General features: G+C 62.3%; 15 protein-coding genes. 6 read left to right on the forward strand and 9 right to left on the reverse strand.

Annotated features, from left to right (window positions below):
* The first annotated feature begins 87 nt into the window (after positions 1 to 87).
* Positions 88 to 552, forward strand: coding sequence for an NUDIX hydrolase (locus tag NKI29_RS23310; RefSeq protein WP_352571852.1), 465 nt, complete (start codon positions 88 to 90; stop codon positions 550 to 552).
* Positions 553 to 607: 55 nt separating this feature from the next.
* On the opposite strand, the gene NKI29_RS23315 is transcribed toward NKI29_RS23310, so the two are convergent.
* Positions 608 to 1,210, reverse strand: a complete 603-nt coding sequence (locus NKI29_RS23315) for an alpha-ketoglutarate-dependent dioxygenase AlkB (protein WP_352797321.1) — start codon at positions 1,208 to 1,210, stop codon at positions 608 to 610.
* 111 nt (positions 1,211 to 1,321) lie between these two features.
* On the opposite strand from NKI29_RS23315, the gene NKI29_RS23320 reads away from it, so the two are divergent.
* Entirely contained in the window at positions 1,322 to 1,537 is a 216-nt protein-coding gene (locus NKI29_RS23320) for a KTSC domain-containing protein (protein WP_352588791.1), read from the forward strand.
* Entirely contained in the window at positions 1,534 to 1,854 is a 321-nt protein-coding gene (locus tag NKI29_RS33465; RefSeq protein WP_502896721.1) for a hypothetical protein, read from the forward strand. The genes NKI29_RS23320 and NKI29_RS33465 overlap by 4 nt, the downstream gene beginning before the upstream one ends.
* Before the next feature lie 38 nt (positions 1,855 to 1,892).
* Here NKI29_RS33465 and NKI29_RS23330 read toward each other — a convergent pair whose 3' ends face one another.
* Positions 1,893 to 3,074 carry an acetate/propionate family kinase gene (locus NKI29_RS23330; protein WP_352797324.1) on the reverse strand — a complete coding sequence of 394 codons (1,182 nt, stop codon included), beginning with the start codon at positions 3,072 to 3,074 and terminating at the stop codon, positions 1,893 to 1,895.
* On the reverse strand, positions 3,074 to 5,485 hold the full coding sequence (locus NKI29_RS23335; protein ID WP_352797326.1) for a phosphoketolase family protein: 2,412 nt from the start codon (positions 5,483 to 5,485) through the stop codon (positions 3,074 to 3,076). Before NKI29_RS23335 ends, NKI29_RS23330 begins: the two co-directional genes overlap by 1 nt.
* A 302-nt stretch (positions 5,486 to 5,787) precedes the next feature.
* On the opposite strand from NKI29_RS23335, the gene NKI29_RS23340 reads away from it, so the two are divergent.
* A complete protein-coding gene (locus tag NKI29_RS23340) occupies positions 5,788 to 7,788 on the forward strand; it encodes a protein-L-isoaspartate(D-aspartate) O-methyltransferase (protein WP_352797329.1) in 2,001 nt (666 codons plus the stop codon).
* Positions 7,789 to 7,836: 48 nt separating this feature from the next.
* A complete protein-coding gene (locus NKI29_RS23345) occupies positions 7,837 to 8,082 on the forward strand; it encodes a hypothetical protein (protein WP_023720508.1) in 246 nt (81 codons plus the stop codon).
* A gap of 110 nt (positions 8,083 to 8,192) precedes the next feature.
* Here NKI29_RS23345 and NKI29_RS23350 read toward each other — a convergent pair whose 3' ends face one another.
* The 4 genes from NKI29_RS23350 to NKI29_RS23365 form a co-directional block, all read right to left on the reverse strand.
* On the reverse strand, positions 8,193 to 8,672 hold the full coding sequence (locus NKI29_RS23350; RefSeq protein ID WP_352797332.1) for a DUF1772 domain-containing protein: 480 nt from the start codon (positions 8,670 to 8,672) through the stop codon (positions 8,193 to 8,195).
* 116 nt (positions 8,673 to 8,788) lie between these two features.
* Positions 8,789 to 10,327 carry a SpoVR family protein gene (locus tag NKI29_RS23355; protein WP_352797334.1) on the reverse strand — a complete coding sequence of 513 codons (1,539 nt, stop codon included), beginning with the start codon at positions 10,325 to 10,327 and terminating at the stop codon, positions 8,789 to 8,791.
* Positions 10,327 to 11,649: a YeaH/YhbH family protein gene (locus NKI29_RS23360; RefSeq protein ID WP_023677060.1), complete on the reverse strand. Its 1,323-nt coding sequence runs from the start codon at positions 11,647 to 11,649 to the stop codon at positions 10,327 to 10,329. The genes NKI29_RS23355 and NKI29_RS23360 overlap by 1 nt, the downstream gene beginning before the upstream one ends.
* 19 nt (positions 11,650 to 11,668) lie before the next feature.
* Positions 11,669 to 13,618, reverse strand: a complete 1,950-nt coding sequence (locus NKI29_RS23365; RefSeq protein ID WP_023677059.1) for a PrkA family serine protein kinase — start codon at positions 13,616 to 13,618, stop codon at positions 11,669 to 11,671.
* Positions 13,619 to 13,889: 271 nt separating this feature from the next.
* Here NKI29_RS23365 and NKI29_RS23370 point away from each other — a divergent pair, with 271 nt between their 5' ends.
* Positions 13,890 to 14,051, forward strand: coding sequence for a hypothetical protein (locus NKI29_RS23370; protein ID WP_023677058.1), 162 nt, complete (start codon positions 13,890 to 13,892; stop codon positions 14,049 to 14,051).
* A gap of 16 nt (positions 14,052 to 14,067) precedes the next feature.
* Here the strand turns inward: NKI29_RS23370 and ocd are convergent, their stop codons facing one another.
* Positions 14,068 to 15,135 (reverse strand): ornithine cyclodeaminase, encoded by a 1,068-nt coding sequence (ocd, locus tag NKI29_RS23375; protein WP_023677057.1) that lies wholly within the window; start codon positions 15,133 to 15,135, stop codon positions 14,068 to 14,070.
* A 3-nt stretch (positions 15,136 to 15,138) separates the two neighbouring features.
* Positions 15,139 to 15,844, reverse strand: a 706-nt coding sequence (locus tag NKI29_RS23380; protein WP_502896722.1) for an arginase family protein, incomplete at its 5' end; no start/stop codon positions are given.

Genomic DNA, 15,844 nt, shown 5'->3' on the forward strand with positions numbered 1-15,844 from the left:
GCTGCGCGCGGAAATCGTTCCGCCATGGCAGGCTGTTCCACATGCCGGCCCGGACGCTTGTTTCATTTTCGTCAGGGGAATAGCGGAATGGCCCAACGCAGCGCAGGATTGCTCATCTTTCGCCGAAGGGAAGGACATCTCCAGGTGTTGCTGGTGCATCCGGGCGGACCATTCTGGGCGAAGAAGGACGACGGCGCATGGTCGATCCCGAAGGGCTTGGTCGACGAGAACGAGGACGAGCTGGCGGCAGCAAAACGCGAGGCCGAAGAGGAACTCGGTCTTGCCATCGACGGGGATTTCGAAAGCCTTGGCAGCTACAGGCAGCCGGGCGGCAAGCTCGTCATCGCATGGTGCGTCGAGGCGGATTTCGACAGCGACGCCATCAGCAGCAACACCTTCGTCATGGAATGGCCGCCAAGGTCCGGCTCGATGAAGGAATTTGCCGAAGTCGACAAAGCGGGCTGGTTCTCCCTGCCTGAAGCCAACCTCAAGATCCTGAAAGGCCAGCGCGCCATGCTGGCGGACTTTGCCGGCCGGCATGGCGACGGATGAATTTGTTTCAGCCCAGTTCTTAAGGGCAGTGCTCGGGCTTCGTCACCGCTCTGCTTTAAGCGCGTTGCGGCCGCAGCGTGCGCAACGTGATCGAATAGCGGTGCTCCGCAACCGGCGGAATGCTGTGCTCCCATTCGTTGCGCGCAGCACCCGTCATCAGATAGACCGATCTTGGATCGACGGTTACCGTCTTGCGGTCCCATCGCGTGCCGTTTTTCCGCCGCAGGCGAAAGCTGCAGGCGGCCAGCAGGGAAACACCGGCGACGGCCTCGAAATGAGGCTTGTCGCGGTGCCAGCCGATACCGGCGCCCGGCCGGTACTCGTTGATCAGCACCTGCACGAAGGTCTCGGCGGGCAAGCGGGCAAAGGCTGCAACCTTTTCCCTGAGCGGCAGCAGAAAGCCGGGTATCGGCGGTGCCTCGACGACTTCGCGCCGGTCGTAATCATAACGCAGCCCAAAACCGACCACCCGCCGGTTTGCCAGATGGCCGTGAAAGTCGAAGGCCTGAAAAGGCAGGCTTGCGAGCTGGCTCGCCAACGCTGCTTCTTCGTCCGGCGTGATCAGTTCGGGCCGGTAGCGGAATCCTTCCGGCAGGTCGTCGGCGGCGGCAAAGAGATCGCCCTGGCGGGCTGCAGCCGATGTCTTGGGCGATGGCATCAACCGTATTTGGTGAAGCCGGCCCGTAGCGGCAAGGCTGCTTCGGCAGCAAGGAACCTCGCTCTCCGTGCAGGGTTATTCACACGACGGCGTGGATTGGACCTGTCGAGGATGCCTTCAACTGCGATCAGAAGCATCGATTACCAGCCGGCGACGAGGGTACTCTCCGTATGGTTCGTCCCGAGCGGAAACCGCTATGATTACGAGGACGTGCCGCCGCAGGTCCACGCGGCATTCCGCAAAGCCTCGTCAAAGGGCCGGTTCTTCAACGAGCATATTCGCGACCGGTACAAATACCATCTGGTCGAGCAGAGCCATTCGAGGTGAGCATTCAGCCGCTTCTCAACCACGATCTCGGCTCTCCGCTATGCCTGGCCGCGTGGTGGCAACGAGCGGACTTCGCAGTTGGCGAGCGACCTGATATTGATCATGGTCCCACCCAAAACATCGAAAGCTTGGAATGTCCGCCGAAGCCGAAAAAACCGAGCGAAGGCGAGACCTGGCCGAAACCCGGCAAGCTCGGAGCACTGATCGATCAATCGCTGACCGAAAATGCCAAAGCCCGGTTCGAGGTGGATTCTGCCCCCGACAAAGGAACGCGGGTGACCATCGTATTCAACAGATCGGCCGCCCTCGCGACGTAGCCCGGTCGAGCAAGCGCCGCCATTCGAGGCCATCCGCCTCAGCCGGGCCCCTCCATCACCTTGCGCGTGTGGCGGGCGATCACACCTTCTTCGTCGGTCGCCACGACGCGGACTTCCACCTTGCTCTCCGCCTGGCTCATTAGCGCGGCATGAGAGCTGTTGGCGGCCTCGTCGATCGCCACGCCGAGCCAGCCAAGCCTGTCGCAAATCGCTTTGCGGGCCGTGGCCGAGTGCTCGCCGATGCCGGCGGTGAACACCAGGCATTCGAGGCCACCCAGCGTGTTGGCGAGGGTGGCAACTTCCCTGGCGGCGCGGAAGGCGAAAAGCTCCACCGCTTCGCGAGCCCGGCGGTCGTCGCTGGCCTCCAGTGTGCGCATGTCGCCGGAAATACCGGACACGCCGAGCAGCCCGGATTCCTCGTAGAGCATGTGCTGCAGTGCCTCTCCCGAAAAGCCTCTTTCCAGCAGCAGGTACAAAAGCACGCCTGGATCGATGGCGCCGCAGCGCGTGCCCATGACCAGGCCGTCAAGCGCCGAAAAGCCCATCGTCGTATCGACGCTGCGCCCGTCGCGCATGGCGCACAGGCTCGCCCCATTGCCGAGATGGGCGACGATGGTTCTTTTTGCCGCCAGATCGGGCGATATCTGCTCGAGTCGGCCCGCGACATATTCGTAGGAAAGCCCGTGAAAGCCGTAGCGGTGGATGCCGTCTGCCTCATAGCGGCGCGGCAGCGCAAAACGGCTGACCAGAGGCTCGATGGTCCGATGGAAGGCGGTGTCGAAACATCCGACCTGCGGCAGGTCGGGCCGTAGCGCGGCAAGCGCCCGGATCGGCGCGAGGCTGCGCGGCTGGTGAAATGGCGCAAGCGGGGTCAGCCTGTCGAGAGCCTCGATAACTGTCGGCGTCAGGCGGACAGGTTCGACGAACTCGCGTCCGCCATGGACGATGCGATGGCCGGCGGCAATCAATTTCCTTCCGCCAAGTTCGTTCTCGATCCATTGCAGCATCTGGCCGATGCCTAAATCGGGCGATGCGTCTGCGGCAAGTGGCCGATCGCACTGCACCGCCCCATCGGCGGCTTTTGCGTGCAGCCTCGGCGCATCGCCCAGATCCAGCGAACCGCGCGAGGCAAGATCCAGCTCAGCGGACACTCCAAGATCGTAAAGCCCGAACTTGATGCTCGACGAGCCGGCATTCAACGCAAGGATCGATCGTCGCATCAATCGCCGGCCCTCGTCGCGCCGTCCTGCGGCCAAGACCATTTCTGGATCTCGGGCATGTCCTCGCCATGTTCGCGGACATAGGCCGTGTGCTCAGCCAATTTCCCGTGCAACGCCGCGGCAAGATCCTTCGCCCGCTCGGCCAGCCCCGGCACACGCGCGATCGCGGCGAGCGCCAGATGATAGCGGTCGAGGTGGTTGAGCACCACCATATCGAACGGCGTCGTCGTCGTGCCTTCCTCGCGAAAGCCGTGCACATGCATGTTGTCGTGGTTGGCGCGCCGGTAGGTCAGACGGTGAATGAGATAGGGATAGCCGTGATAGGCGAAGATGACCGGCTTGGCCTTGGTGAACAGCGCGTCGAATCTGTCGTCGGCAAAGCCATGCGGATGCTCGGAATTCGACTGCAAAATCATCAGGTCGACGACATTGACGACGCGGATCTTCAGGTCCGGAATGCCCGAGCGCAGGATATGGGCTGCAGCCAGCGTCTCCAGCGTCGGCACGTCGCCGGCGCAGGCCAGGACCACATCCGGATCTTCGCCCCTGGCAACCGTCCCGGCCCATTCCCAGATGCCGGCGCGGGCCTTGCAGTGCGCTTCCGCGTCCTCGGCGGACAGCCATTGCGGCGCCGGCTGCTTGCCGGCGACGATGACGTTGATGCGGTTGTAGGTTTTCAGGCAATGGTCGGTGATCCACAGCAGCGTGTTGGCGTCGGGCGGGAAATAGAGCCTTACCGTGTCGGCCTTCTTGTTGGCGACGAAATCGGCAAAGCCCGGGTCCTGATGGCTGAAGCCGTTGTGATCCTGTCGCCAGACATGCGAGGTCAGCAGGTAGTTGAGCGAGGCGATCGGCTTGCGCCAGGCAAGTTCGCCGGAGGTCTTCAGCCATTTGGCGTGCTGGTTGACCATGGAATCGACGATGTGGACGAACGCCTCGTAGCACGAGAACAGGCCGTGGCGGCCGGTCAGCAGATAGCCCTCCAGCCAGCCTTGGCAAAGGTGCTCGCTGAGCACTTCCATGACGCGGCCGTCGCGGGAAAGATGGACGTCGTAAGGCTCGATCCGCTCCATCCAGATCCGATCCGTGACCTCGAACACGTCGTCGAGGCGGTTGGAGGACGTCTCGTCGGGTCCCATCAGCCGGAAATTCCTGGCCTCGGCGTTCAAGCGGATCACATCGCGAAGATAGCTCCCCACGGTCCGCGTCGCCTCGCCGACAGTGCCGCCCGGACGCGGTACGTCGAGCGCCAGGCCTTTCCAGTCGGGAAGCACGAGGTCTTGTCTCAGCAGGCCGCCATTGGCGTAGGGTATTGCACCCATGCGTCTTGACCCTGTGGGTGCCAGCGCCGCGAGCTCCGCCAGGAGATGCCCGCGTTCGTCGAACAGCGTCTTCGGTTCGTAGCTGCGCATCCAGTCTTCGAGGATCTGCCGGTGCGCCGCATCGCCGCGTGCGTTCGACACCGGGACCTGGTGCGAGCGCCAGAAATCCTCGACCTTCTTGCCGTCGACCTCTTTCGGCCCGGTCCAACCCTTTGGGCTGCGCAGCACGATCATCGGCCACAGCGGCCGCTCTCCCTTCCAGCCCGCGGCTCTTGCAGGCTCCTGGATGGAGTGGATCCGGTCGAGCACGGTATCGAGCGTGCGGGCCATCTCCCGATGCATCGGGGCAGGCTCATGGCCTTCCACGAAAAAGGTTTCGTAGCCATAGCCGAGGAACAGGCTGCGCAACGCCTCGTCTTTCATGCGGCCGAGGATCGTCGGGCTGGCGATCTTGTAGCCGTTGAGATGCAGGATCGGCAGGACGGCACCGTCGGATGCAGGGTTCAGGAACTTGTTGGAATGCCAAGCCGCGGCGAGCGGGCCGGTCTCGGCTTCGCCGTCGCCGACGACGCAGGCAACCACAAGGTTCGGATTGTCGAAGGCGGCGCCGAAGGCATGGACCAGCGCATAGCCGAGCTCTCCGCCTTCGTGGATCGAGCCGGGCGTCTCCGGAGCCGCGTGGCTCGGCACTCCGCCGGGAAACGAGAACTGCCGGAACAGCTTGCGCAGGCCGTCTTCGTCCCCGCCGACCTCGGGATAGATTTCGCTGTAGGTGCCCTCGAGCCAGGTGTTCGCGACCATTGCCGGGCCGCCGTGACCCGGACCGCAGATGAACAGGACATCGAGACCACGTTCACGGATAATCCGGTTTAAATGCACATAGATGAAATTGAGGCCGGGCGTCGTGCCCCAATGGCCGAGCAGCCGCGGCTTGATGTGCTCGGGCCGCAAGGGCCCGCGCAAGAGCGGATTGTCGAGCAGGTAGATCTGGCCAACCGAGATGTAGTTCGCGGCGCGCCAGTAGCGGTCCATCAGATCGACCTGGTCAACGCCGGTTGTTTGCGCAGTGGTGCGAGCCTCGTCGTTCATGGACATGCCTCCGGAATACCCTCGTCCGTCGTTATCTGGAGTGGCGCCGCGTCGGAGAAAGGATTTGCCTCGAAATAAGTTTGGGCGGCGTGGCTAGCGCCCGCTTGCCGATCCTGCAACCCGCCTCGCCACACAAAAGCGGGTCGGTCTTTTGGGGAACCTCGGGGCTTGCTAACGGTTAGGGAGATGCACCGCATTGCTTGAATCCAAAGGGACTGCCGAGGCCCTGAGATACGAGCCGGCCGAGGTGGCGTTGAGCAGCTTGGGCGATTGTAGCGGAGGCCCATAGGAGGAGCAAAAAGATGCTCGATCTCTCCCATGCCCGCAACCAAATGGTCGACATCCACTTGAGCCGCCGTGGCATTCGCGACCGCAATGTCCTTCAGGCGATGCGCGAGGTCCCGCGCGAGGCTTTCGTCGAGCCTGGTTTCGAAGAATTCGCCTATGAGGACGGGCCGCTGCCGATCGCCGAAGGTCAGACGATATCGCAGCCCTATATCGTTGCATTCATGATCGAAATGGCGGAGATCGGAGCCGGCGACCACGTCCTCGAGGTTGGCACCGGCTCGGGCTATGCGGCTGCCGTAATGAGCCGGATCGTCGAACGCGTCTACACGATCGAGCGCCACGCCGCGTTGGCTGAAACGGCAAGGCAACGGTTCAAAAAGCTTGGCTACGACAATATCGAAGTCCGCACCGGCGACGGCACCAAAGGCTGGCCCGAGGCGGCACCCTTCGATGCGATCCTGGTTGCGGCCGCCGGACCCGGCGCACCGCTCGCTCTGCAAGAACAGCTCGACGTCGCTGGCCGGCTTGTCATCCCGGTCGGCGATGAATTCGACTCGCAGCGCCTGCTCAAGGTCACCCGTACCGGCGCCGCAACCTACACCGAGGAGGATTTCGGCGGCGTGCGGTTTGTTCCGCTGATCGGCGAGCAAGGCTGGGGCGAGCCAGGCAGCGACAGCCAAATAGCGGCCGATCTTCCGCACCGGCATCAGCGCAGGAGCAGCCTGCCGCAGATGATAGCGGCCGCCGCCGAACCGCTTCCGGATTTCGACGATCCGGCCTTCGGTGCGCTGTTCGACCGGTTTGCCGACCGCCGCGTCGTCTTGCTCGGCGAAGCCAGCCACGGCACGTCGGAGTTCTACCGTGCGCGCGCCGCGATCACTCGCAGGCTGATCGAGAAGCATGGCTTCACCATCGTCGCGGTCGAGGCCGACTGGCCCGATGCCGCGGCGATCGACCGCTACGTCCGCCATCGACCGCCGCGGCCGGGCGCCGCGCCGCCCTTCCAGCGCTTTCCCACCTGGATGTGGCGCAACACCGACGTCGCGGCGTTCGTCGACTGGATGCGAGTGCGTAATGAGCGGATCAGCATTTCCTCCCGGCGGGCCGGATTCTATGGCCTAGACATCTACAATATGGGCGGATCGATTGCGGCGGTCCTGCAATATCTCGACCGGGTCGATCCGCAGGCGGCAAGGATCGCGCGCGAACGCTACGGCTGCTTGACGCCGTGGCAGAACGACCCGGCCACCTATGGCCGTGTCGCACTCACCTCCGGCTACCAGAAATGCGAGAAGGCCGTGCTCGAGCAATGCCGGGAACTGCTTTCCAGAGAGCTCGACTATGCGCAGCAGGACGGCATCGATTTCCTCGACGCGAGCCAGAATGCCCGTCTGGTCGCCTCCGCCGAGCGCTATTACCGCACCATGTATTACGGCGGCGCGCAATCCTGGAACCTGCGCGACACCCATATGTTCGAAACGCTGGAGCACCTGCTGCAGGCCCGCGGCCCGAACGCCAAGGCGGTGGTATGGGCACATAATTCCCATATCGGCGATGCCCGCTACACCGAGATGGGGATCGTCAGGGACGAAGTGAACATCGGCCAGCTCTGCCGCCAGCGTTTTGGCGACGAGGTTGCCTTGATCGGGCTCAGTACGCATTCCGGGACGGTGGCCGCCGCCACCGACTGGGACGGCGACATGGAAGTGAAACCGGTTCGGCCTTCCCACAACGACAGCTATGAGCGGCTTTGCCACGACAGCGGCGTCTCGCCTTTCCTGCTCGATTTCGAGCGCGACGACACGCTGCGCGAACGGCTTCTGGAGCGCCGGCTGGAACGCTTTATCGGCGTCATCTACCGGCCCGAAACCGAGCTCCACAGCCATTATGCGGACGCCTCGCTCGCCCGCCAGTTCGATGCTTTCGTCTGGTTCGATGAAACCAGTGCCGTGACGCCGCTTGGGCCGGAACATGCGGGGACAGGCCTTCCCGAGACCTATCCTTTCGGGCTGTAGCGAATTTGGACCCTGGGAAAGCGGAAAATCAAAAGAAGGAGGTCACCGATGGCCGGAAAAAAGACTCATGAGCAGCAATTGCGCATTATCGAAGAGCGCGAGAACACGAAAAACGCCGGCAAGGATTTCGACGCGGAAGCGGATTTGAAAAAGACCAGGCAAGAGCGCGAGGCGTTCCGGCGCGGTGCCGAGCTCAGATCGGACCCGAAGGACATTGCCGATCCCGACGACCGCAACATAATTCGCGGCGAGCACCAGGAAAGCGCCCACAACAAGCATCGCGCCGACCGCTGAAACGGCAGGATCGCTTGACGTTAAGATAGTACGCCGGTTCCGTTCCCTGATCTCGGATGCAGCGTTCGTGGCGACAAGTTGGCGGACGAGGGCCGTCTTGATCCCTGGCGCTATTCAGCAAAAAATGTCGCGGCGATAGCAATTGAGACGAGGCTCAGCATCGCCAGGCCTGCCTTGGCGACATGCGAAGCCTCCCAGACGTTGCGCAAGTCTCTCCAGTCGCCGGTCTGCTTTCGAGAGAACATTGAAAAAAACGTCGCGGCTGATTTCGGCATGGCAACGTCTTGCACCCAGAAATTATTGACGGGATGCGTTATCAACCAATAGGTCGCATGTTCCGCCAGCAAGAAGGCGAGCGCCGCCAAGGTCCACCAGAATCGAGCGCTTGGATAAGGCGTCAGGTAGAGCATGATGGCGAGGGCAATGATGCCGCCGATCTCGGCAAAGCCGCCGATCGTGAAGCCGGGATAATAGATCGCCTGCACTGATCTGTAGGTGGCCTCCTTGAGGCGCAACTTGCCGGGCAATTCCAGTGCGTGCACAAGTGAGAGCGCCATCGTGACAGCGACCAGAAGGACGGTGGCGATCATCAATGCGCGCATGTTCCTGCTCCCTGAATGATGCCCTCGTGGCGCGCGCGTACTTAGGGTGGTTGGTGATCCGGTAAAGGCAACGACACCCGACTTCGCCGGCAAGTCCGGTTCGGTCATTCCCCGATCTGGCTGGTCGACCGTTCGTGGACTGTGGCGCCGGTCTGTGAGTCGACCGCAGCCATGCTGACCTCGTAGCCCCAGAGCTTGCGGATATGGCGCAGCGTGGCGTCGCGGCTGCCGCCTTCCAGCACTATGCCGTCCTTGACCTTATGCTGCAGGCGCAGATGCCGATCGCCGAGCAGGTCCACGTCCACCACCTGGATGTCCGGCCGGCTGGCGCCGATGTCGTAGCTGTGGGCGAGTGCGGCGCGGATGCTCTCGTAGCCGCGCTCATTGTGTATCGAGGCGACTTCGTAGTGCGGATCGTTGGCCGCATCGGCAAGCACAAAGAACCGCCATTTCCGGATCAGGGTAGGGCTCAGATACTGGCGGATGAAGGACTCGTCGCGATGGTTGGCCCAGGCGTCCAGCAGGGTCTGGCGCCAGTCGCCATTGCCGGCGATATCGGGAAACCAGTCGCGGTCCTCGGCGGTCGGCGCGGTCGAGATGCGCTGGATGTCCTGCATCATGTCGAGGCCCAGCGCGTAAGGGTTGATGCCGGAAAAGCGCGGATCGTCGAAGCCCGGCTGGAAGATCACGTTCGAATGGTTGCGCAGCACTTCCAGCATGGCGCCTTCGCCGATCAGGCCGCGGTCGAACAAAAGGTTCATCAGCGTGTAATGCACGAAGGTGGCGCAGCCCTCGTTCATCACCTGCGTTTGGCGCTGCGGATAGAAATACTGCGCGATGACGCGGACAATCCGGATGACCTCACGCTGCCAGGGTTCCAGGATCAGGCTGTTCTTCTCCAGGAAATAAAGCAGGTTTTCCTCGGGCAGCTTGAGCGATTTCCTGCGCTCCGCCATTGTATCCGTCTCGCGGGGCTTGGTGCCGTCCTTCGAAGGCGGCAGCGTGCGCCATAGGTCATTGTAGGAACGCTCCTCGTATTCCAGGCGCTCGCGAACGCCCTCGCGCTGCTTTTCCGACGACAGTTTCGGCGGCCGGTGATATCTGAACACGCCCTGTTCCATCAGCGCATGTGCGGCATCGAGGATCTCTTCCACCGCATCGACGCCATGCCGCTCCTCACAGCGGGCAATGTAGCCCTTGGCGAAGTCCAGATAACTGAGGATGGCGCTGGCGTCAGTCCACTGCTGGAACAGATAATTATTCTTGAAGAAATGGTTATGGCCGAGTGCCGCGTGCGCCGTCACCAGGGCCTGCAGGGCCATGGTGTTTTCTTCCATCAGATAGACGATGCAGGGATTGGAATTGATGACGAGTTCATAGGCGAGCCCCCGTCCGCCTTTGCGGTAGAGCAATTCCTGGTAGAGGTAGTGCTTGCCGAACGACCAGTGGCGGTACATCAGCGGCATGCCGACAGAGGAATAGGCGTCGAGCATCTGTTCTGAGGAGATGATCTCCATCTGCACCGGATAGACGTCGAGGTGGAGCTCTTCCGTGGCGACCGCCTCGATGGTCTCGTAGGCACGCGACAGCGTCCTGAAATCCCAGTCGGAACCGGAAAACAGCAACCCGGATTTGCTCGCCATCAGCCCCCTCTTTCAGCGCTCTTTTGATAACCCGGCTGTCTGGCGAAGAGCTGGCGGAAAACCGGGTAGATGTCGGCCGCCGTGGCGATGCGGCTCATCTGGAAGTTCGACCACCTCAGCTTGACCGCACTGTAGGCACGCCACAGCGACGTGCCGTTGTCGGTGGCGCCGAAGATGTGGCTCTCACGCTCGTCGAGGATCTCGACATAGGCGAAATACTGGCAAAGCCGCATGATCTGTTCGTCGAGCAAGGCGATGCAGCGCTCGGAATCGGTGACGAAATTGTCGCCGTCCGAGGCCTGGGCGACATAGATGTTCCATTCGCGGCTGGGATAGCGTTGCTCGACGATGCGGTGCATCTCCTCGAGCGCCGTGGAAACCACCGTGCCGCCGCTCTGAGTGTTGTAGAAGAAGGTTTCCTCGTCCACCTCCTGCGCCTCGTGCGTGTGGCGAATGAAGACGACCTCGGTGCGGTCATAGCGCCGTTTCAGGAACAGGTGCAGCAGCACGAAGAAGCGCTTGGCCAGATCTTTCTCGCGTTCGCCCATCGAACCGGACACGTCCATCAGGCAGAACATCACCGCATTGGCGTTCGGCACCGGCTGGGCGTCGAAGCGGTTGAAGCGGATATCGACCGGATCGACAAAGGCGATCCGCTTGCGGCGGCGCTCCAGCCGCTCAAGCTCTTCCTGCAGCGCCACGATGCGCTGCCGCATCTCGGCGTTTTGCGGCTTCGTCTCCAGCGTCGCGATCTCCTGCGCGACAGCGTCGACCGCCTCCTGCTTGGGGCGCCTGAGCGCTATGCGGCGGCCATGGCTGTTGCGCATCGTGCGCCCGACATTGATGTTGGTCGGCGAGCCGGTCGCGGCGAAGCCGGCCCGGCGCGGCTTGAAGGCGAGGATCTCCTTGAGGTTGAGCTTGACCATATCAGGCAGTTCGAGGTCTTCGAAAAAGAGGTCGAGCACCTCCTCGCGCGACAGCACGAAACGGAAATCGTCCTCCGATTCGGTTCTCCCCGGGGCGGATCCCATGCCGCCGCCCTGGCCGGGTTTAGGCAGCCGGTCGCCTCGGGCAAAATGCTTGTTGCCGGGCAGGACGTGCTGGCGGCTGCCGCTGTTCCGGGCATCCTTGAAGCTCGGCTCGCCGGTGCCTCGCGCCGGCATCGAAACGGCATGCTCGGCGTCCACGTCGGCGATCTTGCCGGTGCGGATCTGATCGCGGATGGTGCGCTTCAACTCTTCGCGCGCCCGCCGCAGGAAACGCTGCCGGTTGCCGAGGCTTTTGTCCTTCGGGTTCAGTCGGCGATCGATGAAGATCGGCATATGTTACCCCGGGCTGGCTTCAACCCGCCTTGTTCACCCGCATGTACCAGTCCACCAGCCGGCGGACCTGGCGCTCGGTGTAGCCGCGCTGGATCATCCGCTGCACGAATTCGGTATGCCGCTTCTCCGTCACGCTGTCCTGCTTGGAGCCGAAGCTGATCACCGGCAGCAGATCTTCGACCTGCCCGAACATCCGCTTCTCGATGACTTCGCGCAGCTTTTCGTAGCTTGTCCATGATGGGTTGCGGCCATGGTTTCTGGCCCGCGCGCGCAGCGTGAACTTCACCACTTCGTTGCGGAAGTCCTTGGGATTGGCGATGCCGGCCGGCTTTTCGACCTGCGACAGTTCGTTGTCCAGAACCTCGCGATTGAGGATCTGGCCGGTATCGGTATCCTTGTAGTCCTGATCCTCGATCCAGGCATCGGCATAGGCGATGTAGCGGTCGAACAGGTTCTGGCCGTATTCGCTATAGGATTCCAGATAAGCCTTCTGGATCTCGTGTCCGATGAACTCGGCATAACGGGTCGCCAGCTCCGACTTTATGAAATCGAGATAGTCCGCCTCTGTTTCCTTCGGGAACTGCTCGCGCTTGATCGCCTCTTCCAGGATGTACATCAGATGCACCGGATCGGCGGCCACCTCTTCGGTGTCGTAGTTGAAGGTCTGCGACAGGATCTTGAAGGCGAAGCGGGTGCTGACGCCGGTCATGCCTTCATCGACACCGGCCGCGTTTCGGTACTCCTGGACCGACTTCGCCTTGGGATCGGTTTCCTTGAGGTTCTCGCCGTCATAGACGCGCATCTTGGTGTAGAGCGGCGAATTGTCGTGTTCGGCCAGGCGGGTCGAAACGGTGAACCGGCTGAGGATATCGAGCACTTCCGGAGCGCAGGGGCTGGAGGCCAATTCGCTTTCGCGCAACAGCTTCTCGTAGATCTGCCGCTCTTCGGTGACCCGCAGGCAATACGGCACCTTGACCACCAGGATACGGTCGAGGAACGCCTCGTTGTTCTTGTTGTTCTTGAACTGCAGCCATTCCGATTCGTTGGAATGGGCAACGATGATGCCCTGATAGGGGAAAGCGCCGAAATTCTCGGTGCCGTTGTAGCTGCCTTCCTGGGTCGCGGTCAGCAGCGGATGCAGCACCTTGATCGGCGCCTTGAACATCTCGACGAATTCGAGCAGTCCTTGCGTGGTCCGGTTCAGGCCGCCGCTATAGGAATAGGCATCCGGATCGGACTGGCTGAAGTTTTCCAGCTGCCTGATGTCGACCTTGCCGACCAGGGCCGAAACGTCCTGGTTGTTCTCATCGCCCGGCTCGGTCTTGGCGATGCCGATCTGGCGAAGCCTGGACGGCATCAGCTTGACGACGCTGAATTTGGAGATGTCGCCGGACAATTCGTCGAGGCGCTTGGCCGCCCAGGGCGAGATCAGGCCGTTCAGCCGCCGCCGGGCGATGCCGTATTTATCCTCCAAAAGGTCGCCCATGCGGTCGGGGTCGAACAGCCCGAGCGGCGATTCGAACACCGGGCTGACCTGGCCGCCGACCTTCAGCGTATAGATCGGACGCTGCTCCATCAGCCTTTTCAGCTGCTCCGCAAGCGAGGACTTGCCGCCGCCGACCGGGCCGAGGAGATAGAGTATCTGCTTGCGTTCCTCGAGCCCTTGCGAGGCATAGCGGAAATAACCGGCGATACGCTCGATCGTATCCTCCATGCCGTAAAAGTCGGCGAAGGTCGGATAGATCTTGATCGTCCGGTTCGAAAAAATACGGCCAAGCCGCTCGTCCTTGCTGGTATCGACAAAGGTCGGCTCGCCAATCGCCTCGACCATCCGCTCGGGCGCCGAGGCGTACATCGACTTGTCCTCGCGGCAGGCAAGCAGATATTGCTGGAGGCTTATCTCCTCCTGCGCCGCATTCTTGTAAACCTCGGAAAACAGATCGAAGACGTCGGATTGATTCTCACGCATGGTATTCCTAGCCCCGGAGCCGGTGTGGCTGCACGTTTGTCTCTTGAACAACCAAATGTCGGAAAGCCCTTGTGGTTCCCTTCACTTTGCAGAGAGTGCCTGTGACCGAATGATAAGACTCTAGATAAGGGCATCCTGAGTGCAGACAAGGCGTGGAACGCCCCGCTCGAAGCATTAAATCCTGAATCGCGCCACGCCGTGCGGGCGACCTCCGATAAGACGGAGGAACGGTTCTGGTCCTTCCCGGTTGTGAAGGAAAGGAGACGGTTCGATGTTTGAGACTAGTTTGTGGTTGCTCGTTGTTGCAGGCGGTCCACTGCTGCTGGCAATCCTGATCGCCTACGCCCTGCTCACGCAGCGCCGTCGCGGCCCGGCGGAGCGCAGGGAAAGCGACCGCGCCACCGAGCGCCTGTACCAGGAAAAGAAGGACTGACCGACAGGATCGCAGCTCAGCTGCCGGCAACCGCCAGCCCGGCCACTTTTTCGGCGCGCAGCAGCATGCCGAACAGGTCACGCGGTTCATCGGGATCGGCCAGAAGGTCTAGTTCCTCGTAAAGGCCGGTCCGCTGAAGCTGATCGCGGACGTAGCGCAGCGCGGAAAAATCCTCGATCGCAAAGCCGACGGAATCAAACAGCGTGATCTGTCCGGCGTCCGTCCGGCCTGCTGCCTTTCCTGTCATCACCTGCCACAATTCGGTGATCGGATGGTCCGCATCGAGCTGCTGGCTCTCGCCTTCGATGCGCGTCTGCGGCGGATACTCGACGAAAATATTCGAGCGCAGCAGAATGTCGCGATGCAGCTCGGTCTTGCCCGGGCAGTCGCCGCCGACCGCGTTGATGTGCACGCCGGACCCGACCATGTTGTCGGTCAGGATTGTTGCCGACCGCTTGTCGGCGGTCACCGTGGTGATGATCTCTGCACCTTCGACGGCCTCCTGCGCCGACGCGCAGAGCTTGATGTCGAAACCCATGCCGGCAAGGTTCTTCATGCATTTGGTCGAGGCCGCCGGGTCGATATCGTAGAGGCGCAGCCTGTCGACGCCAAGCAGCGCCTTGAACGCAATCGCCTGGAATTCCGATTGCGCGCCATTGCCGATGATCGCCATGCACCGGGCGGCCTCGGGAGCGAGGTATTTCGCCGCGACGGCCGAGCTTGCGGCGGTTCTGAGCGCCGTCAGGATGGTCATTTCCGAAAGCAGCATCGGATAGCCGTTGCCGACATCGGCAAGCACGCCGAAAGCGGTCACGGTCTGGCGGCCGTCACGCGTGTTCTTCGGATGCCCGTTGACGTATTTGAAGCCGTAAAGCTGCCCGTCGCTGGTCGGCATCAGCTCGATGACGCCGTCAATGCTGTGCGAGGCGACGCGCGGCGTCTTGTCGAACAGCTCCCAACGCGTGAAATCCTCTTCGATATAGGCGGCAAGCTCGACCAGAAAGCGCTCGATGCCGATGGCAAGCACCAGCTTCATCATGCGGTCGACGCTGACGAAGGGAACGATGTTCAAATTGACCGTCATGGCTCAGAACCCCCTCGTTGGGCGATCCATGATCCGCCGGCCCATCAAGCTTGCGGTCAGGTCGACCAAAAGCGTGGCGGTGCGGCCGCGTTCGTCGAGAAAAGGGTTGAGCTCGACCAGATCGAGACTGGTGACGAGGCCGCTGTCATGCAGCATTTCCATCGCCAGATGCGCCTCGCGGAAGGTGGCGCCGCCTGGGACGGTGGTGCCGACCGCCGGGGCGATCGACGGGTCGAGAAAATCGACGTCGAGGCTGACGTGGAGCATGCCGTTGGCGGCGCTCACCCGTTCGAGAAAGGCGCGAAGCAGTTGCGCGATGCCGTGCTCGTCGATCGAACGCATGTCGTGGACCGTCACGCCGGCTCTGCGCAATGCATCCCTTTCCGCCAGGTCCACGCTGCGGATCCCCAGCGCGCATATGCGAGCCGGCTCCACCTGCGCTGCAAGGCGGGGGAAATAGCCCTCGAAGCCGGGCTGCCCGCTGGCATAAGCCAGCGGCACACCATGCAAATTGCCGCTGGTCGTCGTGTCGAGCGTATGAAAATCGGGGTGCGCATCGAGCCACAGCACGAAGAGCGGCGGGGGGGGGGATGGCGCCCCCCCGGCCAAACCCGGCGGCGGGGCGGGCCCAATGAGGTGTGGGGGCCCCCCAAAATAAGCCAAGCCACGGGGGGCGCGGGCAGGGGCGGGTTGGAGGTTTGTGGGGGGG

Source organism: Mesorhizobium sp. M0678 (genome assembly GCF_040320505.1).
GTDB lineage: Bacteria > Pseudomonadota > Alphaproteobacteria > Rhizobiales > Rhizobiaceae > Mesorhizobium.

Coding starts and splice junctions, on each gene's coding strand:
- ocd (WP_023677057.1), bottom strand. CDS start 15,135: ATGACGGTCAATTTGAACATCGTTCCCTTCGTCAGCGTCGACCGCATG.
- NKI29_RS23315 (WP_352797321.1), bottom strand. CDS start 1,210: ATGCCATCGCCCAAGACATCGGCTGCAGCCCGCCAGGGCGATCTCTTT.
- NKI29_RS23370 (WP_023677058.1), top strand. CDS start 13,890: ATGTTTGAGACTAGTTTGTGGTTGCTCGTTGTTGCAGGCGGTCCACTG.
- NKI29_RS23350 (WP_352797332.1), bottom strand. CDS start 8,672: ATGATCGCCACCGTCCTTCTGGTCGCTGTCACGATGGCGCTCTCACTT.
- NKI29_RS23310 (WP_352571852.1), top strand. CDS start 88: ATGGCCCAACGCAGCGCAGGATTGCTCATCTTTCGCCGAAGGGAAGGA.
- NKI29_RS23365 (WP_023677059.1), bottom strand. CDS start 13,618: ATGCGTGAGAATCAATCCGACGTCTTCGATCTGTTTTCCGAGGTTTAC.
- NKI29_RS23340 (WP_352797329.1), top strand. CDS start 5,788: ATGCTCGATCTCTCCCATGCCCGCAACCAAATGGTCGACATCCACTTG.
- NKI29_RS23330 (WP_352797324.1), bottom strand. CDS start 3,074: ATGCGACGATCGATCCTTGCGTTGAATGCCGGCTCGTCGAGCATCAAG.
- NKI29_RS23320 (WP_352588791.1), top strand. CDS start 1,322: ATGCCTTCAACTGCGATCAGAAGCATCGATTACCAGCCGGCGACGAGG.
- NKI29_RS23345 (WP_023720508.1), top strand. CDS start 7,837: ATGGCCGGAAAAAAGACTCATGAGCAGCAATTGCGCATTATCGAAGAG.
- NKI29_RS23360 (WP_023677060.1), bottom strand. CDS start 11,649: ATGCCGATCTTCATCGATCGCCGACTGAACCCGAAGGACAAAAGCCTC.
- NKI29_RS23355 (WP_352797334.1), bottom strand. CDS start 10,327: ATGGCGAGCAAATCCGGGTTGCTGTTTTCCGGTTCCGACTGGGATTTC.
- NKI29_RS23335 (WP_352797326.1), bottom strand. CDS start 5,485: ATGAACGACGAGGCTCGCACCACTGCGCAAACAACCGGCGTTGACCAG.